Annotated in this window: 14 protein-coding genes and 1 tRNA gene; 11 read left to right on the top strand and 4 right to left on the bottom strand. The window is 67.4% G+C overall.

Annotation, left to right across the window (positions count from 1 at the left end; genetic code table 11):
- Nucleotides 1–173 precede the first annotated feature (173 nt).
- From AB0A69_RS10185 to AB0A69_RS10200, 4 genes are read left to right on the top strand one after another with little or no spacing between them, the layout of a single operon-like run.
- On the top strand, nt 174–4,898 hold the full coding sequence (locus tag AB0A69_RS10185; RefSeq protein ID WP_361418435.1) for a DEAD/DEAH box helicase family protein: 4,725 nt from the start codon (nt 174–176) through the stop codon (nt 4,896–4,898).
- The gene (locus AB0A69_RS10190) at nt 4,895–6,412 is read left to right on the top strand and encodes an NERD domain-containing protein (RefSeq protein ID WP_361417868.1); all 1,518 of its coding nucleotides are present in this window, start codon (nt 4,895–4,897) and stop codon (nt 6,410–6,412) included. The genes AB0A69_RS10185 and AB0A69_RS10190 overlap by 4 nt, the downstream gene beginning before the upstream one ends.
- Nucleotides 6,409–9,585 carry a helicase-related protein gene (locus tag AB0A69_RS10195; protein WP_361417871.1) on the top strand — a complete coding sequence of 1,059 codons (3,177 nt, stop codon included), beginning with the start codon at nt 6,409–6,411 and terminating at the stop codon, nt 9,583–9,585. Before AB0A69_RS10190 ends, AB0A69_RS10195 begins: the two co-directional genes overlap by 4 nt.
- Nucleotides 9,566–11,368, top strand: a complete 1,803-nt coding sequence (locus AB0A69_RS10200; RefSeq protein ID WP_361417874.1) for a DUF1998 domain-containing protein — start codon at nt 9,566–9,568, stop codon at nt 11,366–11,368. The genes AB0A69_RS10195 and AB0A69_RS10200 overlap by 20 nt, the downstream gene beginning before the upstream one ends.
- Nucleotides 11,369–11,618: 250 nt before the next feature.
- Here AB0A69_RS10200 and AB0A69_RS10205 read toward each other — a convergent pair whose 3' ends face one another.
- Nucleotides 11,619–12,347 (bottom strand): very short patch repair endonuclease, encoded by a 729-nt coding sequence (locus AB0A69_RS10205; RefSeq protein WP_361417877.1) that lies wholly within the window; start codon nt 12,345–12,347, stop codon nt 11,619–11,621.
- 233 nt (nt 12,348–12,580) lie between these two features.
- Between AB0A69_RS10205 and AB0A69_RS10210 the strand changes: the two genes are divergently transcribed.
- The gene (locus tag AB0A69_RS10210; RefSeq protein WP_361417880.1) at nt 12,581–13,870 is read left to right on the top strand and encodes a DNA cytosine methyltransferase; all 1,290 of its coding nucleotides are present in this window, start codon (nt 12,581–12,583) and stop codon (nt 13,868–13,870) included.
- 558 nt (nt 13,871–14,428) lie between these two features.
- Here AB0A69_RS10210 and AB0A69_RS10215 read toward each other — a convergent pair.
- Nucleotides 14,429–14,501, bottom strand: a tRNA-Arg gene (locus AB0A69_RS10215).
- 745 nt (nt 14,502–15,246) lie between these two features.
- On the opposite strand from AB0A69_RS10215, the gene AB0A69_RS10220 reads away from it, so the two are divergent.
- The 6 genes from AB0A69_RS10220 (at nt 15,247) to AB0A69_RS10245 (ending at nt 22,010) form a co-directional block, all read left to right on the top strand.
- Nucleotides 15,247–18,651, top strand: coding sequence for an ATP-dependent DNA helicase (locus tag AB0A69_RS10220; protein ID WP_361417883.1), 3,405 nt, complete (start codon nt 15,247–15,249; stop codon nt 18,649–18,651).
- Nucleotides 18,652–18,685: 34 nt separating this feature from the next.
- A complete protein-coding gene (locus AB0A69_RS10225) occupies nt 18,686–19,900 on the top strand; it encodes an EcsC family protein (protein ID WP_361417886.1) in 1,215 nt (404 codons plus the stop codon).
- Between the two features lie 19 nt (nt 19,901–19,919).
- A complete protein-coding gene (locus tag AB0A69_RS10230; protein WP_361417889.1) occupies nt 19,920–20,105 on the top strand; it encodes a hypothetical protein in 186 nt (61 codons plus the stop codon).
- Nucleotides 20,106–20,282: 177 nt separating this feature from the next.
- Nucleotides 20,283–20,702 (top strand): hypothetical protein, encoded by a 420-nt coding sequence (locus AB0A69_RS10235; protein WP_361417891.1) that lies wholly within the window; start codon nt 20,283–20,285, stop codon nt 20,700–20,702.
- Between the two features lie 19 nt (nt 20,703–20,721).
- Complete coding sequence (locus AB0A69_RS10240) at nt 20,722–21,303, top strand: MFS transporter (protein ID WP_361417894.1); 582 nt, start codon at nt 20,722–20,724, stop codon at nt 21,301–21,303.
- Nucleotides 21,279–22,010, top strand: coding sequence for an MFS transporter (locus AB0A69_RS10245; protein WP_361417897.1), 732 nt, complete (start codon nt 21,279–21,281; stop codon nt 22,008–22,010). Before AB0A69_RS10240 ends, AB0A69_RS10245 begins: the two co-directional genes overlap by 25 nt.
- A 288-nt stretch (nt 22,011–22,298) precedes the next feature.
- Here the strand turns inward: AB0A69_RS10245 and AB0A69_RS10250 are convergent, their stop codons facing one another.
- Both AB0A69_RS10250 and AB0A69_RS10255 read right to left on the bottom strand, forming a co-directional pair.
- Complete coding sequence (locus tag AB0A69_RS10250) at nt 22,299–22,835, bottom strand: helix-turn-helix domain-containing protein (RefSeq protein WP_361417900.1); 537 nt, start codon at nt 22,833–22,835, stop codon at nt 22,299–22,301.
- 8 nt (nt 22,836–22,843) lie between these two features.
- On the bottom strand, nt 22,844–23,401 hold the full coding sequence (locus tag AB0A69_RS10255) for an XRE family transcriptional regulator (RefSeq protein ID WP_361417903.1): 558 nt from the start codon (nt 23,399–23,401) through the stop codon (nt 22,844–22,846).
- Nucleotides 23,402–23,515: the final 114 nt, after the last annotated feature.

Genomic DNA, 23,515 nt, shown 5'->3' on the forward strand with positions numbered 1-23,515 from the left:
GGTGATATGTAGTTGGTCTGTCGGTTCCTCGGTCTAAAGTCCGTGGCAGGTCCACGGTGTGCGGTGTGACGCACTGCGAGGCACGTGGGCGAACGATGCTCAGGGGGCATGTAGGTGCGGGTTTGGCAGGGGGACGTTGCCGTGTCGGTGGCCAAGGCGGTGCAGTCGTGACGATGAATCGTGCCGAGTGGGTCCCTGACGCGGCGTTGGTTCGTGAGGTCGACGCGATCTTCGAGCGGGCGATCAACTCATATCGTGCGAATTCGAACCTGATCGCTGAGCATGCCAATCAGGAGGAGTCCATCCGAGTCGGCGGTTACTCGAACCGCACGCTCCTGGAGCTGGTACAGAACGCAGCCGACGCGATGTCGGGGACCGCCGAACACGAGGACGGAGCCGGCCGGGTCGAGATCGTCCTCGACCTCGACCACCACACGCTGTACTGCGCGAACGCGGGCAGACCCTTCTCGCGAAGCGGGCTCACCACGCTCGCTCACGCACATCTCAGTGGTAAGCGGGGCGACGAGATCGGACGGTTCGGGCTCGGGTTCAAGTCGGTGCTTGCGATCACCGACGCCCCGCAGGTCTTCAGCAGATCGGTCTCCTTCGAGTTCAACTCCCCCAAGGCGAAGGAAACGATCGCGTCGATCGCCCCGGCGGCCAGGAGACTTCCGATTCTGAGGACCCTGACGCGGGTCGACGCCGAGGTCGAGTTCGACAAGGACCCCATCCTGGCCGAGCTGGCGGAATGGGCGGTGACGGTCGTCAAGCTGCCACGCGCGTCGAAGTTGGAGAAGCTCAGGAGGGAGATCGAAGAGTTCCGTTCCGAGTTCCTCCTCTTCGTCAACGCGGTGCGCGAGGTCCGGCTCCGGGTGATCGGCAAAGACGTGGACTTCGTAACGAGCCATGTGTCGCGTGACCTCGGTGACGGCAGGTTTCGGATCGAGCGCCCCGACGGCGACCATGACGAGTGGTACATCGAGAACGGGATGCACGCCCCCACCCCCGAGGCACGGGCCGAGGTCGGTGAAGCGGTGTCGCGTGACCGGATGAAGGTCACGGTCGCCGTGCCGGCGCGCCTCGCCCAGTTGAGGCTCGGAGGGTTCTGGTCGTACTTTCCGCTCCAGGACAGAACGTCGGCGTCCGCACTCTTCAACGCTCCCTGGAGCGTGAACGACGACCGCACCACGCTGCTCGAGAACACCTATAACCGAGAGATCCTCGTAACCCTCTCCAACATGTTCGTCGGCATGCTGCCGAAAGTCCCATCCGCCGACGACCCGGCTGTTCACCTGGAGTACATGCCGGCGCGTGGTCGTGAGGCCCATTCGTTCGGCGACGAGATCCTCTGCGCCCACGTCCCGCAGATCGCGTCGAAGAAGGCGCTGATCCCGGACGCGACGGGCGCCCTGCGGACGCCGCACGAGCTTCGTCCTCTCGACTTCACGGTCAGCGGCGTGTCCGAGCGCAACCACGAAGAGTGGATCAAGTCGCCCAACACCGGTGACGACGTACCGCACTGGCGTTGCTACGCCAACGGTCAGCGGGCGACTCGTCTGCGGCACCTCTTCGTCCACAGCGTGTCCTCCACTTTCGCGGACCCACGACCCAGGGACGAGGCGAAGGCGTTGGAGGGCATCCCCAATCGGGGGATCCTGACGTGGCTGCGCGAGTGGGCGGAGGGTGCCAGCATGCCCTCTGCCGCGAAGGCGTTCGACTTCGTCGTGCTGAATCCCAGAATCAACGGCATCAAGTCCGCGAAGGTCATACCGACGACGAGCGGAATGCGGGCCGTCGCGGACCATAATGAGGTCTTCCTCAAGCGTGTGGACGATGTCGACATCGAAGGGGCGGACTTCGTCCGTCCCGACTTCCTGACGATCCCCGGCATCGAGAAGAAGCTCCGCGAGCAGGGGTTCCGGGACTTGGATCCGCTCGCGATCCTGCAAGCCAGGATGGCCAAGCTGTCCGCGACGTCGGGGGACGAGGAACTCACGAGGTTCTGGGACGCTGCGCTTGACGTCTCCGTTGCGCAGGCTCAGAAGGTCGTGTCCCGCGATACGGCCGGCCGAATCAAGGTGCCGACGCGAGACGGCGGCTGGTCCACTCCCCGGCAGGTGCTCGACATCGACGGGCTCGGTGACGCCATTCCCCACCGAATGTTGGATCGTCCGCGATGCGTTCCTGCGGTCGCCCATGAAGCGGGAGTCGTCCACGGTCCGGAGCCCGCGTATTCGGTCGAGGACGAGGTCTACTTCGAGGATTACAGGCGATATGTGACGGATCTGCTCAACAGAAGCCTCGGGCCGGGCGAGCGCCCCGTCGAGCGGCTCGAGTTCGACAGGAACGAAGGACCCGGTCCGTTCTCGGTCCTCTTCATGCTGAAAGAGGCGCAGGCCCCTGACCGAGTCCGGGAAAAATGGACTCTCGAGCTACTCCGCTTGGACCAGGGCGAGTACTGGACCTGCGAGGATATCGATACGGGGCAGGCCCACCGGGTCCCTTCCCCTGTTCGGTGGGCGACGGAGCAAGCCGGGTTGCTGAACTCGACCCGCGGCTACCGCGCTCCGGGGCGGGTCGTGTCCGCCTCACTCGTCGAGTTCGAGGCCCTGCTGCCTCTCTTCCGCGGACCGCGTCCTGCCGAAGACGCCTTGGCGCTACCGAAGGAGCTGGACAAGGTTCCCGCCGCCGTGCTGAGCGAGGCACTCGCGGCTGCAGATCTGATCCCCTCGCAGGTCAGGGACAGCACGCTGACGGCGTTCGTCCTCGCTGCCGCCAGGAACGCGTCCCCAGGCGGGCATCCGGCGCGCATCCCGGCCCGGGTGGGGCGCGGCATCGAGGCTCAGCGACCTGACACGGTGTACTTGGCGACCACCGATGAAGAGCTCAAGGTCCTCCGGTCCAAACACAAGCCGTACCTGCGGGCGGATCAGGGTCAGGTGGTCCCGCTCGTCGAAGAGGTCGGATGCCGTCGGTTCGAGGACAGCTTCTCCTTCTCCATGTTGGTCGAGGGCCGGCAGGAGGGGGAGCGGGTCATCGACCTGTACACCGGGCTCCGTACGATGTTCGTCGCGGACAAGGTCATGAACGCGATCGTGGCGAGGGCCGTCCACATCGCAAAGCGCGTGACCACCGATGACGGTGTCGACGACGAGTCGCTCGACTCGCATGTGGACGGGCTTACACTCGTGGTCCGTGCCGACCTCGGCGAGCGACGTGTTCTCGAGATCGTCAACGACGCTTTCCGACTGGGACTGACGAACGCCGAGCTGAGTGAGGTCCTTCAGGCCGGTGTCGATCAGCGTCTGGAGGAACAACGCCAGGCCGCTCGCTCGGCACCCAGTGACGCAGAGCGTCTCGAAGTGTTCTTCGGTGACGACACGCTGAAGGAGAAGCTCCCGAAGGGCCTCTGGCCGGCGCTCGAAGAGCAGGGTCTGGTGGACGGATCGACATCCGTCGCGGAACTCTTTTTGACCGTCCACGGCAGCGACGCGATCAAGCTCCTCAAAGACCAGTTCCAGCAGGAGGGGTATCCGGACGTTCCGACGCAGTGGGCGGGTGGAGCGCCTACGATCGCCTGGCTCCGAAAGATGGGATTCGGCGCCAAGTACGCCGGGCAGCGGGACCAGCGACAGGACGACGAGTTCGTCGTACCGGGTGCCGTGAAGCTCAACCCTCTGCACAACTTCCAAAAGCAGATCAGTCGGCAGCTCCGGGATGTCCTGACCCTGCAGGAAGCGGACGGTCGAGCACTCAAAGGCATGGTCGAACTTCCGACGGGGGCCGGGAAGACCCGCGTCGCCACCGAGACCATGCTGCGGCTCTTCATCGAGGGCCGCATGAGCGGGACGGTGCTCTGGATCGCTCAGTCGGCTGAACTCTGCGAGCAGGCTGTGCAGACGTTCAGCACCGTCTGGCGTGGGCTCGGTGACGAACGTCCCTTGACGATCGGCCGACTCTGGGACAACAACACCGTTCACGAACCCGACACCGAGTGCAGTGTGGTCGTGGCCACCGATGCCAAGCTCGACGACAGTGTGATCGACGTGCCCGCGTACGAGTGGCTCCGCGGCGCCTCCGCCGTCTTCATCGACGAGGCTCACCGTGCCGGCGGGTCGACGCGCTACACGCGGATCCTGAGGTGGCTCGGTGTCGACGGCCGAAACTGGGAACGGCCACTGGTGGGTCTCTCGGCTACGCCGTTCAAGGGAAGGGCCGATGACGACGAGCGGAACAGAGACCTGGCAGCGCGTTTCGGAAAACGCATCATCAGGGCCTTCGAAGGCACAAGCGCCTATGAGGAACTGGCCAGGATCGGCGTTCTCGCCCGCGTCAAGCACGAGATCCTGCCGGGCATCGACGTGGAACTCAAGCCGGGTGAACTCACACAGATCCAATCCAAGCGCAAGCTGGAACCCCAGGTACTCGACCGCATCGGCAGCGACCAGGCGCGAATGAAGGCTCTCGTGGACCACATCCTGAGCCAGGATCCCGAGTGGCCCATCCTCGTGTTCACGCCGAACATCCTGTCCGCCCAGGTTCTCGCCGCGACGCTTCGTTGTCGACAGGTCGAGGCCGAAGCGGTCAGCGGTCAGACCGGACGGCAGCAGCGCCGCGACGTCATCGAGAGGTTCAAGGCGGGTCGAATCCGGGTCCTGGCCAACTGTGACCTGCTGATTCAAGGCTTCGACGCACCCGGTGTCCGCGCCCTGTACATCGCCAGGCCGACGTTCAGCCCCAGCGCTTACATCCAGATGGCGGGGCGCGGGCTGCGTGGCCCGGAGAACGGCGGCAGTGCGGAGTGCCTCATCGTGGACGTCGCCGACAATTTCGGGGCGGTCAACGACTTCCTCGGATATCGCGCGTACGAGGACTTTTGGCTGGAGCAGGGATCGTGATCGTTATTCCGGACCTGGCCGAAATAGAGGCGACGACCACAAGCAACGCCGAACGCCGGGTCGCGCGGTTGCTGCAGTCTGTCGAAGGCCCGGGTGATGCGGTGGCCTTCCATTCCGTCAAGCTGCGGAGTCACGCGGTCAAACAACAGGGGGAGGCCGACTTCGTCGTTCTTTGGGACGGCGTCGTGATCGTCATAGAGGTCAAAGGCGGGGGCGTCAGGAAGTACGACGGTGTCTGGTACTCCATCGACCGCCACGGTGACTGGAAGAAGTTGCGGGAGTCCCCGATGGAGCAGGCGCAGTCGGCGATGTATGCGTTGAGGGACATCCTGCACACTGAGGGCGTCGGCTGGTTCGCCACCGAGGCCGTCGCCGTCACGCCCGACATCGCGGCCCCTCCTGCCGCCGTCGAGTGGAGGGGCAGCCACTGGTGGGCCAAGGACCAGATGAGCATCGCCGCGATGACGAAGGCCCTGGAGCAGGTTGCCGGCGAGGCCAGGACCGCTCCCTCCGGGGTCAGGATCGCGAGGCCTGAGAATCTGCGGGCCCGTCTGTTCGGTGAGTTCACGCGTATGCCCGTCATCGATGCTCAGCGCGGGGCCGTCATCGAGGAGCAGAACCGGGCGACCGAGGGTCAGGCCCGGGTTCTGGCCGCACTCTCACGCAATCCGAGGATGCTCGTCTTCGGTGGGGCGGGTACCGGGAAGTCCTTGGTGCTGGCGGAAGGCGCGAAGCAGGAGGCAAGCGAGGGAAAGTCGGTCCTCATCACCTTTCACTCGCCTGCTTTGGCCCAGTTCTTCAGCCCGCGGATCGTGGGAACAGGCATCGATCTCCTTCCGTTCTCGGAGCTGTCCGATGGCGATCAGTACGACGTCGTCTTCGTCGACGAGGCGCAGGACCTCATGAACGCCGAGGGCATGGACACGCTGGACGCCGTGATCCGCGGAGGTCGCGCAGGCGGTCGTTGGAGGATGTTCCTCGACCCCAACAACCAGGCGCACGTAGACGGCGAGTTCGACCCGGACGTGTGTGAGTTGGTGCAGCAGGAGGCGCTCCAGTACGACCTCGACCGGAATGTTCGCAACACCCGGGCGATCGTCCACGTTGTGCAGGAGTACCTTGGCGCCGACATCGGGGATCCGGGCATCGTCCACGGCGACCGAGTGCAGTGGCGGTGGTCCGAGGGTAGAGCCGATATCGCAGCGGCCGAAGCGGTCGCGCGTGACCTCGTTGCGAACGGGGCACGTCGCGACGACATCTGGATCATCAGTGTCTCAGCGGATGCCGAGCCGCGAAGGAGCAAGGCCGGGTTCCTGGTGATCAACCCGCGGTTCGCGAAGGGGCTGGAAGCGGAGCACGTCATCGTCTGCGAACTACCGCACGAATACGATGATCGGGGACTCGCCGCATTCTACGTGGCCGTCACCAGGGCACGTGTGACGCTCCACGTGGTCGCGTCCAGGGAGGACAAGAAGCGGCTCCAGGACCTTCTTCGGAAGCAGGTTGGCAAGTGAACCTCACGGCGGCTCAGGAGAAGGCGCTTCAACACCTCCGCACGTCCTACGTCGGGCCTGAGGACGGAGACGAGGAGGTCACAACGAACCTCCCGCACCGACAGTACGCCGTCGGCATGCTCTTCCCGGCAGAGGTCGGAACTCGTGAGACCGCCGGTGGAGAGAAGGCGGATGAAGAGGTCTCCGCCGACGTCCCCCACGGGGATGTCGAGGAGGACGGCGCCGGGATCCCCCTGGCCGAGGACTGGCGGCCATCGTCGGTCGCCATCTCCTTCGTGACCGACGGGGATAGCGTCTACGTCGACTTTTCATGCGGCACGTACTCCTTTGTGGGCGGGGATGGGCCGCCGAGGTGGCGCCGCACCCCGTTCTCCACCGACGATCTCGTTCTCCGCCAGGGAGGAGGGCCCGTCGTTCTGACCGTGGGAGAGGTCTCCGTCGAAGTCGGAGCGCGCTGGCGCGACTTCAGGGGCGATTCCCTGGTCACGGTGTACGTCCGGATCCTCACCGAATCCACCGGGGACGACAAGCTGGACATCGCACGCACACTGTTCCAGGTCCGGTTGGCCGTCACCCCTCCCGTAAGTGATCGGTTCCTGGAATACGACACGACACGCTCTTTCGACACCGACCTCGAAGCCGCGGAACTGCGTCTGCGATACCGCAACCGGAAGGTCTACGCGGTCGGTCACGGCATGGCTGCGGACTGGAAACTCTCCGACGGCCGTTGCACCAAGGTCTTCCTCGAACCCGTACCGGCTTTCGTCGTGCCTGCGATCGAGACCACGGGGTTCGACGCGGGGACGACCGAGGCGAAGTCCTTGGAACTGATGCACCTCGAGCGGATCGACACCGATCCCGAGGCGGTACTCCGGTCGCTGGACGCCTTTGTCGACGCGTTCGCCGGCTGGGTTTCCGAGCAGATGCGACGAGCCGAGGAGTTCGACGTCGACAGGGCCGTGGCGATCCGCATCACCGAACGTTCTCAGACGGCGGTCGACAGGATGCGGGAAGGTGTGGACCTCCTCCGGGCGCCGGACCGGCAGGATCTCCGAACGGCCTTTTCGCTCGGCATGGCCGCCATGCGCCTCCAGATGAGGCAGGCATCGATCAACCGCGGGACGTCGGAAGACCAAGTGCAGGAGCCGCAGTGGCGCCCGTTCCAGCTCGGTTTCCTGCTCGTCTCGTTGGCCTCCACCATTGATGCGACGCACAAGGACAGGGATCTCGTCGACCTCATCTGGTTTCCGACGGGTGGCGGGAAGACCGAGGCGTACCTCGGCCTCGCCGCGATCGAGATCTTCCGCCGGCGGCTTGCTCATGGTGTGACCGGTGGTGGTACCGCCGTCATCACCCGCTATACCTTGAGGCTCCTGACCTCTCAGCAGTTCCAGCGTGCTGCGGCGCTGATCTGCGCGACGGAGAGGCTACGGGCCACGGACAAGCGTGCGAGGGGGATGGCGCCGTTCTCGATCGGTCTGTGGGTGGGCAACGAAGTCACCCCCGCCACGCGGAAAGAGGCGCGGGAGGCGCTCGAACGCCTGCAGAAGGCCGCACGGCCGGAGGAGGCGAACCAGTTCCAGGTCGAGAGCTGTCCGTGGTGCCTGACATCGTTGGTGCCGAAGGTCAAGGGCAAACCGCAGGACTACGGCATGCGGCTGGTGGGAAACGACGTGGTGCTTCACTGCGTCGACGAGTCGTGCGTGTTCAACGACGAACTTCCGCTCGTCGTCGTAGACGACGTCATCTACGAGGAACCGCCTACGATCCTGCTCGCCACGGTCGACAAGTTCGCGCGCCTCCAGTTCCGACCGAAGGCCGGCAGGCTGCTTGGTATCGGTACCACGTTCAAGCAACCGTCCATGGTCATCCAGGATGAACTGCATCTCCTCTCGGGGCCGCTCGGGACCACGGTCGCCGTCTTCGACGCGGTCATCCAGCTCTTGCTGAGCCGGTCGGGCACCAGTCCCAAGATCGTTGCATCGACGGCGACGATCCGTGCTTCGGAGGAGCAGGTACAGGGACTCTACGGGCGGGACGTCGCCCTCTACCCACCATCGGGACTCGACGACGACCGCACCTTTTTCTCCCGGCCGGTGGAGAGCCGAGAGGGACGTCTCTACGTCGGTCTGATGCCGCAGTCGGTCTCGCAGCCGTCCGCCGTCATCTCGGCGGTCACTCCGATGGTGGAGATCCCGGAGACGCTCACCGCCCACGCTACGTCCGCCGCATCGCGGGATGCGTACTGGACGCTGGTCATGTACCACAACAGCCTTCGTGAGCTCGGCCGGACCGGACCGCTGCTGGTCGACGACGTCAACGGTCGTCTGGAGCCTCGCGCCGACCGGCTTGGCCTCCCACTGCGTCGGGTCACGGCGGAGAAGGTCCTGGAACTGACGAGCCGCCGCGGTGCCGAGGAGCTGCCGAACGATCTACGCGCGCTCCGAATCAGTGCCGACGAGTCACCGGACGCCGTCGACGTGGTCCTCTCGTCGAACATGCTCTCCGTCGGCATCGACATCCCCAGGCTCGCCCTCATGCTCATGGTGGGGCAGCCGAAGACCACGGCCGAGTACATCCAGGCCACCAGTCGTGTCGGGCGTGGACACACGAAGGGCGTCGTCGTCACGCTCTTCAGGTCCAGCAGGGCCCGCGATCGGTCGCACTTCGAGACCTTCCGCGGCTACCACGAGGCCCTCTATCGCAGTGTGGAGCCCACGAGCGTGACGCCGTGGTCCTTGGCTTCACGTGACCGATCCCTGGCAGGCGCACTCGTCGCGCTGCTGAGGCAATCGTTCGTCCCGCTCGCCGAGAACGACACGGCGGACCGGTTCGACCTGGGGGACGACAGGCTCAGTGATGCGGTCGAGCGCCTTGTGGAGCAGTTCCTCGGGTACGTGACGCGTGCGGACCGCCTCGAAGCCGAGGAGACGAGTGACGCTGTCTGGAGCCTGCTAAGAGACTGGGATCGTCGGGCGGCACAAGCGCGCGAGTCGGGCGCCCCCCTCTACTACCAGAGGTCTAAGAAGGATCAGGCGGCTCTGTTGAAGAAGTTCGGTCAGTCCGGCGAAGGGTGGCTCGTCGGAGATTCGATGAGGTCGGTGGAACCCAACGTCGCGGTGGAGGTCCAAGAGCCGCAGGAGGAGGTGCACCGTGGAGAAGATCAGGCATGACCTGCGCCTCTCCGAGACGATTTCGCCGTTCGGTGTGGGAGCGATCGTCGACGTCCGAGGTGAATCCCTCATGGCGCCCGATACGTCCTGGTGGGACAAGAAGATCGCGCCGGAGATCAGTTGTGAGCGTTTGATGGCCCGCCTCGGGGCCGGTGTCCTGAGGCAACCGCCGACGCACGCGAGCCGTGCCGGGAGGGACACCCCTGCACTGCCGTACTGGCGCTTCCCCGCATGGAGGTTCTGCGAGCGCTGTGACAAGCTCTCGAAACTGACCGGGAAGAAGAAGGGCAAGTGGAGCAACACCTGCGGATGCGGTGGCCTACTGGTGCCGATGCGATACATCGCCGTCTGCGAAAAGGGCAGCCACGCCCAGGACATCAACTGGTTCCAGTGGGTGCATCGCGGGCGTGAGGCGAGTCTGAACGAAGCGGTCCGCTTCTGTCGTGATTACAAGTCGCTCAGGTTCAAGAAGCTCGCCGGCCGCGGTGAGGGCCTCGCGTCACTGATGGTGACGTGCCATGGGTGCGGGCACTCGCGCACCTTCGCGGAGCTGGTGGCCAAGGGGGCTCTGCAGCGGGACGGGATCCGTTGCGTAGGGCGGCAGCCCTGGGAACCGGAAGGCTCGGTCAAGAAGCCCTGCCCGCACCCGCTGGTCGCCGTGCAGCGTGGTGCTACGGGCAACTACATGGCCGAAAGGATCTCGGCTCTCGACATACCCGAAGAACGTCCGCGGTCTGTGGAAACGGCGGACGAGATCCGTGGTCACCTGTACTTCGAGAAGGTCGTGACGGACAACGGTGGACCGCAAGCCGAGATGGTGGCGGGATGGATCGCGAATGAGCTCGGGGTAACGCCGGAGACCGTCCTCGCCGTAGCGGCCGGAGAGGAGGCCACCGCTGACGAGATGCTGCTCGACCTCAAGGACGGTGAGTGGGCGGCGTTCCTGAAGAAGCTCGATGGCGGGCGCGACCGTACGGGAAGCGATTTCGTCGTCGACGGACGAAGTCTTGAAGGCGTCGCGGGACCGGAGAGTCTGCTCGACAAGATCAGTGGCATCGGGCAGGTGCGCCGGGTCCGTGAGGTCCGTGCGCTCCGCGGATTCCGGCGCCATGATGCGGAAGCGGCTTTCATCAACGCCGACCTGGGTCCGGACCAGTGGCGTCGCCCCACGTATCCGGCGATCGAGCTGTTCGGTGAAGGGATCTTCCTGCGGTTCGACGAGCAGAGACTCGCCGCGTGGGAGGCGCAGCCGGAGGTACAGGCGCGCGCAGGCATCCTCAAAAAGCGAAAGGGTGAGTCTCCCTGGGCCGACCGCCTTGACGTTCCCGAGCCCAGGTACGTCGCCCTGCACACGCTGGCCCATCTGCTCATCCGCAGGCTGGCATTCGCAAGCGGCTATGCCTCGGCCGCATTGCAGGAGCGGATCTATGCGAATTCGGACCGCACGGACAAGACCGCGGGGATCCTGATCTACACCGCCGCTGGGGACGCGCAGGGGACCCTCGGAGGGCTCGTCAGGCTCGGGTCACCCGACAAGTTGATCCCACTCCTGGTATCGGCTCTAGACGACGCCGACTTCTGTTCCAACGACCCGGTCTGCATCGAGAGTGACAGGCAGGGAGCCTCGCATCTGAACCTTTCGGCCTGTCACGGTTGCTCCTTGGTGAGCGAGACCTCTTGTGAAACCGGAAACCGCCTGCTGGATCGGCAGCTGGTCCTCGGTGGAAGTGACGTGAAGGGATTCCTGGACGACGTTCTGACGGAGGTCCGGCGCCCCGGATGACGACTCCCGGTCGATCGTTCCGCGACCCGGAGGAGTGGGCTGGGCCGAGGAACGGCCGTCTTCGGCCGTCGGTACGAAGTGGCCGCCCTCCCATGTCCTACCGACCACCACGAACAGGTACGTCTCGGCGGCATGCGATGCCGACGGACGTCAAGGCCGGCCTGGCCCCCGGCGACCGACTCCTCGCCTACAGCCACGGAGACGGCCGAATCATGCGGCGCGGGGGAGGCGGACGCCCTGGGCGACCTGCTCAACGGACGTCCGCTCTGAGTACACGGGCCGCCCGGTGTGCCTTCGACTCCTCCAGTCCGAGTCGCACGAGTGTCACCGCGTGCTCGACCGGTGTGTGCTCCCAGACGCGGACCACGAACCAGCCGTGCTCCACCAGGAGTCTGTCCGTCTCCTTGTCACGGCTCTTATTGCCCTCGATCTTCGCAACCCAGAAGTCTCGGTTCGTCACCGGGACCGACCCGTGGGTAGGGCACCCGTGCCAGTAACAACCGTCCACGAACACCGCCACCTTATGCCTGGTGAAGAGAACGTCCGCGGTTCGGCGGAGCGTCGACACCGGTCTGGTGGACACCCTGAAGCGCAGCCCTTCGCGGTGCAACAAGGAGCGAAGCCGGCGCTCGGGCCCGGTATCGCGTCCCCGATTGGAACGCATCGAAGCCCGAGTGCCCTGCGACGAGGCCCAGGAGTCCCCGAGGTCGTCCTCCGCCAGTAGGCCGGCCTCCTCTGCCAGGCGCCAGGCCGCACGAAGGTTCGCAGCCCGAGTGGAGTGAACCACCTCGCCCAGGGGGTGTCGATGTCTCCGTCCGGCGACCGTCCACTGGAGCCTGGCACTGACACGTCCCGTTCTACGGAACGGAGCCAGTACGACGGTGGCGGGCACCCTTTCTCCGCCGTCGCCCGCGACAAACCGCTTGAAGGCTCCGCCTGCAGCCTTGTCCTGCTCACGTATACGCTCGACTCGAGTCATCCCAGCCCGGGGACGCCAAGCGCGGTCAGGTGGGTACTCGTGGGAGGTACGTCCCTTCCCCGGGGCGTCGGCGCTTGCGCCGACCGTGCGTGTGCGGGCCACCCTTCGAGGTTAGTGGGCATGTCCCCGGATGGGGCCGTGGGGGTGGCGCAATTAGGGGCCGGCGTAGAATGCCGCCGAGCTGTAGGGTGAATAGATTGCCCTGTAGCCGGCTGGCCGGCTACAGTGCGCCAATGAGCTACGTACACCCCGAAGTCGGCGTCTCCTGGGAAGAGGTAGGCGGCGACACCTGCCTCCCGCCGCTACGGACGATCGATCTCTTCGCGGGCTGCGGAGGGCTGACGCAGGGGTTCGTAGACGCCAGGCACGATGGTCGAGCCGTTTATCGTCCTGTCGCCGCGGTCGAACTGGACCAAGCTGCAGCGGCGACCTATTCCGTTAATTTCGCCGAGAAATTCGGGGCGCACATCCACCAAGGGGACATCGCCAAGTGGGTTGCTCGCCCCGGGGCGATCCCGGAAGCCGACATCGTCCTGGGGGGGCCACCGTGCCAGGGGTTCTCACGCCTCGGCAACCAGGATCCGAATGACGAGCGGAACCAGCTCTGGCGCCACTATCTGAAAGTCGTCTCGACTGTTCGACCGATGGTGTTCGTCATGGAGAACGTCGACGCTTTCAGGAAATCCCCGGAATTCCGACTACTTCTTGACGAAACACGCGACGGGCGCACTCTCTCTGATTACCTCATTTTCGATGACCTCCTCAACGCCGCCGATTACGGCGTGCCTCAGCGACGCCTCCGTACCATCGCGATCGGGGTCCGAAAAGATCTGCTGGTGGAGTCGGAGTCGGGATCGATTCATCGGATCGAGGAGTTGACGGACCTCGAACTGCAGGCCAGGCTCATTCCGGCTCCTTCGGGCGTCCCTCATCGGACCGTATGGCAGACGATCGCAGACCTTGTATTGCGAAAGCTTTCCCCAGACCTGCCCTCGCGGTGGGAGGATGTGAACGGAAAGAAAATTGCAGGGCCTTTCTATATGGACGAGCTGCATCTTAGTCGGAATGGAATAAAGCCGATTTCGATCGCGCGCTACCGATCCATTCCCGAAGGGGGAAATAGATTCGATATTCCCTTTGAGCTCCTCTCCAACTGCTGGAAGAATCACAAGACCGGCTCCGCGGATGTCATGGGTCGTCTCCATCGCGACAGGCCGTCGGTCACCATCCGTACGGAATTCTTCAAGCCGGAGAAGGGTCGCTATCTCCACCCGTGGCTGCATCGTCCCATCACTCATCTGGAGGCGGCCCGGCTGCAGGGTTTCCCAAAGACCTTCCGGTGGTGCGGGAGTAGGAGCGAGATCGCTCGACAGATCGGCAACGCCGTGCCCGTCGGACTGGGACAAGCCATCGCCGAACATTTGGCCCCGCTGCTGCTCGCTCAAAGGGAACTACAGGAACGGCGTACCGCAAAGGTATCCCGTGTACGCAAGGCGGGACGCAGGCTCTCCACAGCCGCTTAACCATAGGGGAAGGGTGCCTGCAGGGAGCGGCCCTGCGAGAGTTGCGTCCTGAGAAGTGGTGAACCGGTTCCCACCTGTTCCGGGTGTTCGCCCCGTGAGTCGAACGATCCATGCAGCCACTCCCCACGGTCCAGGGAGCGGTGAACCCTGTGACGTCCCAGACGGGGGCCGGTCACATCACCGTCGCCAAGCAACTCGTCGTGGACAGCCGGGGGATGTACGAGGGCGACCCCAAAGACCGACGCCGGGGCACCCATCATCGCGCTGGACTGCGACACGGTCCGGGCCCTGCGGCGGCACCGGGCTCAGCAGGACAAGGACCGCAGGGAGTGGGCAGCGGAGATCGCCGAAGCTGCAGCGCGGCTCGTGCCGCGCGCCCGCGTTGCCTCCGTGAGCGTCACTCCCGAGGTGAAGGCCGAGTCCGACGAAGCGGAGATGCCCGGGGGATTTCAGAGATCAACTCTCCGTCCGCTCGCGCAAACGGCCCCGGACGGGAGGTCCGAGGCCGATCGAACACCTCCTGGGCGATAAACCCCAGGTCAGCGACGTAACGCGTTGTGCCCCCGGCAGGATTCGAACCTGCGACACCCGCTTTAGGAGAGCGGTGCTCTATCCCCTGAGCTACGGAGGCCTGATTCAGCACTGCGCCAGCGGACTGACGCGCCGCGGTCAGTGTAGCGGGTGGGGGTCCGCGGGTGAGGGGGTCACCCCGCCGGGTCAGAGGGACGGCTGCCCGGCCGACGGCCGGGCACGGGTCGGCTCGGGAGCTCGCGGAACCCGGCAAAGGACATCTCCATGCCATGCAGCAGCCCCTATCAGCCAATCTGCACGGGCCTCTCGATCGGAGGCGCCCAGGTCAACGTGCCGCATGTGGCGAGCGGAGAGTGATCACCTGCGATGGCTGCGTAGTCGCCCCTGGCGGCGTCGCCGGACGCTTGATCATGGGCGCCGGTGAGGGACCCATGGGGCGAACAGGAAGGGGGCGACATGCGTGTGGCCACGTCGGTGGGCGGGGTCCTGTCGGCGAGCCTCCTGCACCGGACAGCTCCGGGCCGCCATGACCTGCGCGACTGCCGTCGCGGGGCCACATGAAGCCCGCGACTATCCGGTGGTCGCTTCGCCGGATGGCCGCTAGAGACGATCGCACTCGCCGCGATCCGTGACGACGGCCACGTGGGGATTTCGCGTCGGCGAAACCGCTGACCTTGTACTTCGAGTGCGGTGCGAGCTCGGGCGTGGCGGACCGGAACCGACCGCCTCGTCCGCGAACCCGCGCACTGACTGTTCGTCACCGCGTCGTCTCTGATAGTTGTTTCAGCGGGGTACGGGCGCACATGCCCGTGGCGGTGTTCCCCGGCACCGCAGGGAGGACGCACATGAGCACCACCACTCGGGACGAGATCCTCGCCGGCGAGCAGCGGGCGGTGGATCACGCGTACGACTGCTACACCGCGAAACTGGCCGAACTGAGCGGCGCTTCGGCCGCCACCGCCTCGGCGAGTGGTAAGGACGGCATCGCCAACCGGGCCGAGGCCGAGGCTCGCGCAGAGGCCTACGGGGGGCTCGGCGACGAAGCCCTGGTCTTCGCCCGCGTCGACGCTCCGGAGGACCCGGGGGGAGACCCTCGCCCGTGGTACATCGGCCGCCGCGGCGTGCACGACGCCTCGCACGAGCCGGTGGTCCTGCTGTGGACCAGCCCCCTGGCGAAGAAGTGGATCGAGGCCCGGCCCGAGAACCCGGGGGAGGTGGTCCTGCGTCGGCAGCTCCGCTGCGTGCAGCGGGTCGTCGAGGGCTACTTCGACGAGATCTCCCGGACGGCCTCCGTTCCCGCGCCCTTGGTCGTGCCCGAGCCCGAGCTCGCCGCCGTACCGGAGCCCCGTAAGGCTGCCGACGACAGTGAGGCGGAGGAGACGGAGGCGCTCCCGGTCCCGGAGCGTACGTCGGCTCCCACGCCCGGTGACGTCGTACGGCGGCAGCGGCGGAAAGTGCTTCAGCCGGACGACTTCCTGTTGCGGGAGCTCCAGCGGTCGCGCGGCGGGCGAATGCGGGACATCGTCGAAACCATCCGCCGCGACCAGATGGAGCTGGTCACCGGTTCCCCCTCGGACATCCTCGTCGTGCAGGGCGGCCCCGGCACCGGCAAGTCGGCGGTCGGTCTCCACCGGGTGACCTGGCTCGTCAACAACGAACACTTCAAGGCCCAGGACATCCTCGTCATCGGCCCCCACCAGCGGTTCCTCGATTACGTCGGCCAGGTCCTCCCCACCCTCGGCACCCGGGACGTCAACGCCGTCCAGCTGGACCGCCTGTGGGAGGGCGAGATCCTCGGTACCGACTCGCCCAAGGCGCGCCTCGTGAAATCGGACGAGCGCATGGCGGCCGTTCTGCGACGCCGCGTCGAGAGCGACTACCGGCCGGAGGCCCTCGACGGCATCACCGTCGACCCCTCCTTCGATGGCGATGAGCCCGCGGTCGTCGTCACCGCGGGCAGTACGACCCTTCGCGTGCCGAAATCCGAGGTCCTGGCCCTCCTCGACCAGGCTCACGCCGGCGAGGGTCCCTTCCGGGAGCGGCGCGACCGTTTCCGGGGGCTCTTCGTCGACCGGCTCCTCCAGGAGCTCGCCGACATCGCGCCGCGCCGCGGGCAGGCCGGTACGATCCGCCGAGACCTGGAACGCAACCGCCGGGTCGAGCGCCTCGTCGAGCGTGTATGGCCGTCTCCCGGCCCCCGGGAGGCCTTGCGCAGCCTCTACGACTCGGCCGAACTCCTGCGCGCCTGCGCCGAGGGCATCCTCGACGAGGACGAACAGGCGGCCCTGCTGCGGCCTCGCGCCGTCAGCGCCGACGCCGACCCGTGGACCCTCGACGACCACGTCTGCCTCGAAGAGCTCGGCGTGCTGATCAGCGGCGACACCCCGCCGAGGTACGGCCACATCGTCGTCGACGAGGCCCAGGACCTCACGCCCATGCAGGCCCGCTCCCTGCGGCGGCGATGTGCCGCCGGCGGCTCCATGACCGTCCTGGGTGACCTCGCGCAGGCGACGGGCGCCCACATCCCGGCGAGCTGGGACCAGCTCGGCATGCTCCTCTCCGACCACGGCGACTGGAGCGTCGCCCAGCTCAACACCAGCTACCGCGTTCCCGCCGAGATCATGGAGTTCGTCGCCCCTCTCGCCCGAGTGATCGCCCCGTCCCTGCCGTACCCACGGGCCGTTCGTGAGGCGGGAGCGGACGCGGTACGGACCGTGGCGACCGAGCCGTGGAAGTTGCTCGACGACACCGTCACCCACGTGGTCCGGCTCATGGACACCAGTGACGGCAGCACCCCCCGCTCCGTCGCCGTCGTCGTTCCCGACGACTCGGACTGGTTGGACGCCATCAGCCGCCGGATCGCCGGGGACGGCGATATCGGCGAGCGGAGCCGTGAGGCCGTATCCGTGCTGGCCGCAGCCCAGGTCAAGGGTATGGAGTACGACCACGTCCTGGTCATCGAGCCCGCCACGATCGCCGAGCGAGGTCCCGCCGGGCTACGCCAGTTGTACGTGGCCCTCACCCGCAGCACCCAGAGCCTGACCGTCCTGCACACCGCTTCTCTGCCGGCGGCGCTCACCGGTTCCGGGGCCGCCCAGACACCGGCGAGGCCCGCTGACCGGCCGGAAGGCGACGGGGCCGAAAGGCTTCCCCGGATCGGGACCGACGTTCGGGTCGAGGTCGTGGATCGGGCTCCGGGCGGTCGCTACAAGGTCAGGCCGTTGTCACCGATGATCGACCGGCCACTCGTCCTCACCGTCCGCCACGGTTCGGTGCCCCCACGGCGGGGCGAGAAGCTGGACTGTTGGGTGTTCGTCAACGAGACGACCCAAACGGTGCTCACCGCCGACCAGCGCGGTCGGTCGCGCGTTTCGGAGCGGATGGCGGGGCGCTACCTCGCGGCGCTGGACGTTCTCGGAGAACTGGCCGGAAGCGACGGCGATGTTCCCGACGCCCGCAGCCGTCTCTCCGAGCTCCAGGGCATGGCCAACCGCGTCCTCCGACGGGACCAGGCCGACTGGGTCGACGTACTTCACCTGTTCGGCGATCCGGACAGAGAACGACTCGGAGTTCTCCGCGACCTCGCCGCGACGACCAACCGTGCGCTCAAGGAGGGCGGTTTCGACGCGGGCTCGCTCGCGGAGAGGCTGGCGGCTTCCGGCTGGGCCGAACGCCTCGCCGCAGCGCGGCGAGATCTCCAGGAGCGCTTCGGCACGGCGACGAAGCCGAACGCCGACGATGTGGTCCCCGTCGCCCCGACGCGACCCGATCAGAAGGAAGAAGTGCGGATGACCACCGCGGACACCACCGCCGCAACACCGGACGCGACCACGAAGCACGGCCTCCTGCGCGCGCTGGAGACCGCCGCCGCGTCCGACCGCACGTGCAAGAGGCATGAAGCGGTTCGCCATGCGCTGAAGGCATCACTCCTCTGGGCGGACCTCCATCCGACCGACTCGGCGGTCGTCGACGTCAGCTGCGTCACCCGGCACGGTCTCTTCCTCTACGAGGCCTTGGGCGCAGGCTGCTCCACCTATGCAGACCTGCGATCGGGCGCGACCCGCCTGTTCGAGATCAACCACACGCTGCCCGCGCCTGCCGACCGTCTCCACCTCGTTCTCGCCGAACCGCCCGCCGAGGACTGGTCCGTGGACACGATTCGCGACGTCTTCCGTGTCAACGTCATCTGGCGCAGCCCGACTGGCTGGGGAGGCGAGAACGTGGAGGAGGCCTTCGGTTCTCCGGGGTGAGCGATCACTCCTCACCGCGGTTCGGTCCGCTCCCGTGCCCGCGCCCGTGCGTGAACCGGTATACGGGATTACGGCACTGTGCGGAGGCCTCGGCCCCTACGATCGCGGTATGGCGGATCCCTCGGACTACGAGCTGGCGGCATGGCGTGACGTTCAACGGTTCAAGGGACGCCCCCTGTCACGGGTGATGAGGAGCGCCGGCGAACACGTGGCCACCGGCGCCGCGGAACTGGGCAAGCGCGCCACGAAGTACCTGGAGAACCACCCACGGGCCCGATCGGCGGTTTCGCGTGGGCAGGAGATCGCCGCCAAGGGTGCTCGCAAGGTCGGTGCCGGGGCCCGTGGAGCCGCCGATGCCCTCCCGGAGTGGAGCGGCACCGCCTTGCAGGCCGTCCGGCAGACGGTGGGCAGGGTCTCGCGAGCGGGACTCTCCTCCACACGCGTCGTGGCGCTCCACAAGAAGCGCGGCCACGACGTCGCATCGCTGTCCGATCTGCGCCGCCTCGACCTCGAGCAGATCGACGCTGTCCGTGGCCGAGCGGCGAGTTGGTACTACCCGGCCGCCGCAGCGCTCTCCGGAGCGGGTGCGGGGCTGGTGATCTCCGGAGGACAACTGGCCGTCGCCGCCTCCGCCGGCGTCGCGGCCGCACCTTCGGGCGGTGCGATCGTCGGCGCTTTCACCGCTGACGCCGCGGTCGTCCTCGGACTCGCGTCTCGCTCCGTCGGCCAGATCGCGCTGCTGTACGGCTACGACCCGGAAGAGCCCGCCGAGAAGCTCTTCGTGATGTCCGTCGTCAACGCCGGGTCGGCGACATCGGCGACCGCCAAGAGCGCTGCGATGGCCGACATCTCACGGCTCACCCAAGCGCTCGTCCGGGGCAGAACGTGGGACGTCCTGAACGAGGCGGTCGTCGCCAAGGTGTCCACGCGGTTCGCGAAGGCATTCGGCTTCCGCCTCACCAAGAAGGGACTCGGCAAGGCCGTGCCCGCGTTCGGCATCGTCGTCGGAGGCACCCTCAACTGGTCCACTCTGGAGGCGATCGTCGACGCCGCCGACACGGCGTACCGGCGGCGGTTCCTCCTTGAGAAGTACCCACATCTCGGTGAGGGGGAAGAGTCCGGATCGTTCCGCGACGTCGTCCCGGAGAACCCGGAGAACCCGGAGAACCCGGACGAGGCCGAGGAAGCCGACGAGGAGATCAGCCTCCTGGACGAGCTCGCGGAGGCGGGCGGCCCCGACCTCCGCTGAATCGACGCTGTGGACCGACGTGGATAATCGCTGGGGACAGGCCCAGCTCAGCGACCTTCGGTCCGTGCTCTGCCTGCTGCGGAGTCAGCACAGCCCGCGGGGCGCGGGCGAACGCCGGGAGCTGCTGGAGAGGTCGCGTGTCCGGGCGCGGTCCTCACTCGCGGTGATCGGTTACGTCCTGAGCCAGGAGGCCGTCGGTGCGTGAGGGGTGCCCGGGGTCGTGCGGGGGTGCGGGTGTCGTCCGGTGTCGTTTCGGCGCGGGCCGCCGTGACCTCCTCTTCCTTGGCAGGCAGTAGCCCAGCTGCAGGTGGCTGCTGGCGCCCACGCCGGCTGACGCGGCCCTGCCACGACCCGTACACCCGTTTCCTCACAAGGGGCCCCTGTGACGCTGACCCGCACCGCCGAGTCGGTGCTCGACCAGGTCGACCTCGCCGATCCGCAGTTCCTCGCGGACCCGGGGCACCACCGGGTGTTCCGGATGCTGCGCGACCACGCGCCGCTGCACGGGAACCCCGAGCAGTGGCAGCGGCTCCGTGAGGACCGCGTCCTGCTGAACCCCACGGTCGGGGAGGTCCTGCGGTACGTGTCGCCGAGCCGGCACGTGCTGCGACGGGCCGAGCGCGACGTGGACCTGCACGGCAGGCGGATGTGGGCGTCCTTGGCCACCATGGAGCTGCGCCTGTTCCTCGACGAACTGTGCGAGCGGGTGGGCTCCGCCACCATGATCGAGCCGCCGGCGCGGCTCGCGTCCACGGTCATCAGCGGGTTCAAGCACCTGCGCGTCCAGCTGCTCCCCGCATGAGCGCCCGAGGAACGGCGTCGTGACCGCTGCCGCCGCCGACCCGGCCGTGCCCGCCGTCCCGTTGTGGCGCAGCAGGAACTTCCTCCTGCTCTGGGGCGGCCAGACCGTCGGCGAGCTGGGCGCGCGGATCTCCGGCGTCGCGGTGCCGCTGCTGGCGGCCACCACGCTGAACGCCTCCGTCTTCCAGATATCCCTGCTGTCCTTCCTCGGCTGGCTGCCGTACCTGCTCTTCTCGCTCCCCGCCGGGATCGTCGCCGACCGGGTCGACCAGCGGAAGCTGATGATCGTGTGCGACCTGGTGCGCACGGCGCTGATGCTGTCGCTGCCGCTGGCCGCCTTCGTCTGGGAGCTGAGGCTCTGGTACCTGTACCTGGTCGTCGGCGTCAGCGGTGTGTTCACCGTGCTGTTCAACGTGGCGTACAAGAGCATGCTGCCGAGGCTGGCGGGCCCGGGGCGGTTGGTCGACGCCAACGCGAAGATCGTGATGAGTCAGGAGTTCGCCGAGCTCACCGGGCCGACCCTCAGCGGTCTGCTGATCGGTCTCGTCGGCACCGCGCGGACCTTCCTCGCCAACGGGTGGCCTTCCTCGTCAGTGCCCTGACGCTCTGCCTGCTCAGGGAGGCGCCCAAGCCGCCGGCCGCGGAGCCGGCCGGCGGCGGCGGGGAGAAGGTGCGGCTGCGGGCCGAGATGAGGGAGGGCCTCGCCTTCATCCGCAGCCGCCCGATCCTGCTCGCCATCCTGGCCTGCACCGCCACCTCCAACTTCTTCGTCATCGCCAAGAGCTCCATCGAGGTCACGTTCCTCGTACGCGAGCTCCACGCCTCGTCGACGGCGGTCGGCCTCGTCTTCAGCGTGAGCGCCGTCGGTGGGCTGGCCGTGGGCGCCGTGGCGGGCCGGCTCTCCCGCCGGATCGGCACGGCCCGCATCATCTGGGTCGCCATGGCGGTACCGGGCCCGCTGTACGCACTCATGCCCCTGGCCCGGCCGGGCTGGGGGCTGCTGCTGTACGGCTTCGGCCTCGCCGCGTTCTCCGCGAACGTGGGCCTCTACAACATCGCGGCGACCTCGTACCAGCAGCAGATCACCCCCTCCCACCTGCTCGGGCGGGTCAACGCGGCCTTCATGTGGATCTGCCTCGGCGTCATCCCGATCGGGGCGCTGTTCGGCGGAACCCTCGGGAGTGCGCTGGGCCTGCGCACCGCGCTGTGGATCTGTGTGCTGGGCACCTGGAGCGCCGCGCTCTTCGTCGTTTTCTCACCGCTGCGGACGATGCGGGACATGCCCGCGGAAGGGGCCTCGTCCCCGTGAGCACCAAGACGCTGCACGCGTGGTTCACCGAGCCTGTACGGGCCCGCCGAGGCCACCGTGTACGCCACGGCGTGGTTCGGCGGCGGTGACGCGCGGCCGGTTCCGGCACGCGGCGGTGCGCGGCGACCACTGCACCTTCCTGCGGGCCCCGGTCGTCGCCGACGTCGCGGCGTTCGTGCCTCCGACCCCCGGGCGGCGGCCGAGGAGGGCCGTGCCACGGCGACGGGCGCGTGCGCTGCGCCACGCCGGTGAGGAGCGCCGAAGCCGGCCGTCAGGTTCGCGGGAGGGTCAGTCGCGCTGGCTCGGGCACGACACCCACGTCACCCTCGACGCCTCGACGGCCTGCCAGGACACCTCGCCCGGTTCCGTCACGTCGAGGGCGTCGCCCGCGTCGAGGGTGTAGTCGGTGGAGTCCACGCGGACGACGACGGTGCCGCTGATGACGTAGACGAACAGGCCCCGGTCGTCGAGGGCGACCGGGCAGGCGCCGTGGTCGCCGGGGAGCGCGGAGACGACGCAGCCGCGCAGCGAGAGCAGGGGGTGCGAGATCTCGGCGAGGCCCCGCGGCCCGTCGGGGATCTTGGCGCGGCGGAGGGTCTCCTGGCCCTCCTGGGCGAGCACCTCCGGGATGGTCACGCCCAGGGCCTCGGTGATGGCGGCCAGGGTGTGCAGCGACGGGTGGTTGACACCCTTCTCGACCGCGGAGAGGTACGACACGGAGACGCCGCAGACCTGGGAGAGCGCCGCGAGCGTGAGCCCGCGCTCCTTGCGCATGCGGCGCAGCTGTCCGCCGACGCGGGCGGCGAGGGTGTTCTGGTCGTCCACGTCTCTCTTCACAGGATCGCCGGGGTGACGGCCCACAGGATCACCGCGGGGTCGTCGGAGGTGACCGTGAGCGTGTGCTCGGGGTGGGAGGAGTAGTGCAGCGTCTCGCCGGGCCCCAGCCGGAGGACCGTGGCCCCGATGCGGGTCTCGATCTCCCCCTCGAGCACGAGCAGGAGCCTTTCGCCGAAACAGGAGTAGGGCGCGGTGGTGTCCGGTGGTTCGATCCGGTCGAGCAGGCCGGTGAAGGCGGGGGCGACCGAGCGCGCGGACAGGACGGTGTAGGTCCGCTTCAGGCCGGTCACCACCCGCATGTGGTTGGTGTCGGCGGCCCGGTGGACGTGCACGGTCTCGCGGGCCACCGGGGGGAAGAACGCCGACATGTCGGTGCCCAGGACGGCCGCGAGGGTCGACAGCGCGCTGAGGCTCGGGGTGGTGACCCCGTTCTCCACGTTGGCGAGGTAGCCGCCGGTGAGGTTGGCGCGGTCGGCGAGGTCGGCGAGCGTCATGCCGCGGGCGCGGCGCAGCCGGCGGAGCCTGCCGCCCACCTGTTCCACGAGCTCGTCCATGCGCCGTCCCCGAATCGTCGTTCCGCTCCCGCCCTGCCGTGCTGCCAAGAATAGGCGTGGCGCCGGGGACCGGGGCCTCGGCCTCTGCCCGTGCGGGAAGCGCGGAAGGCGGGG

Origin of the sequence: Streptomyces sp. NPDC045431 (assembly GCF_040646655.1) — a bacterium.
Lineage (GTDB): Bacteria > Actinomycetota > Actinomycetes > Streptomycetales > Streptomycetaceae > Streptomyces.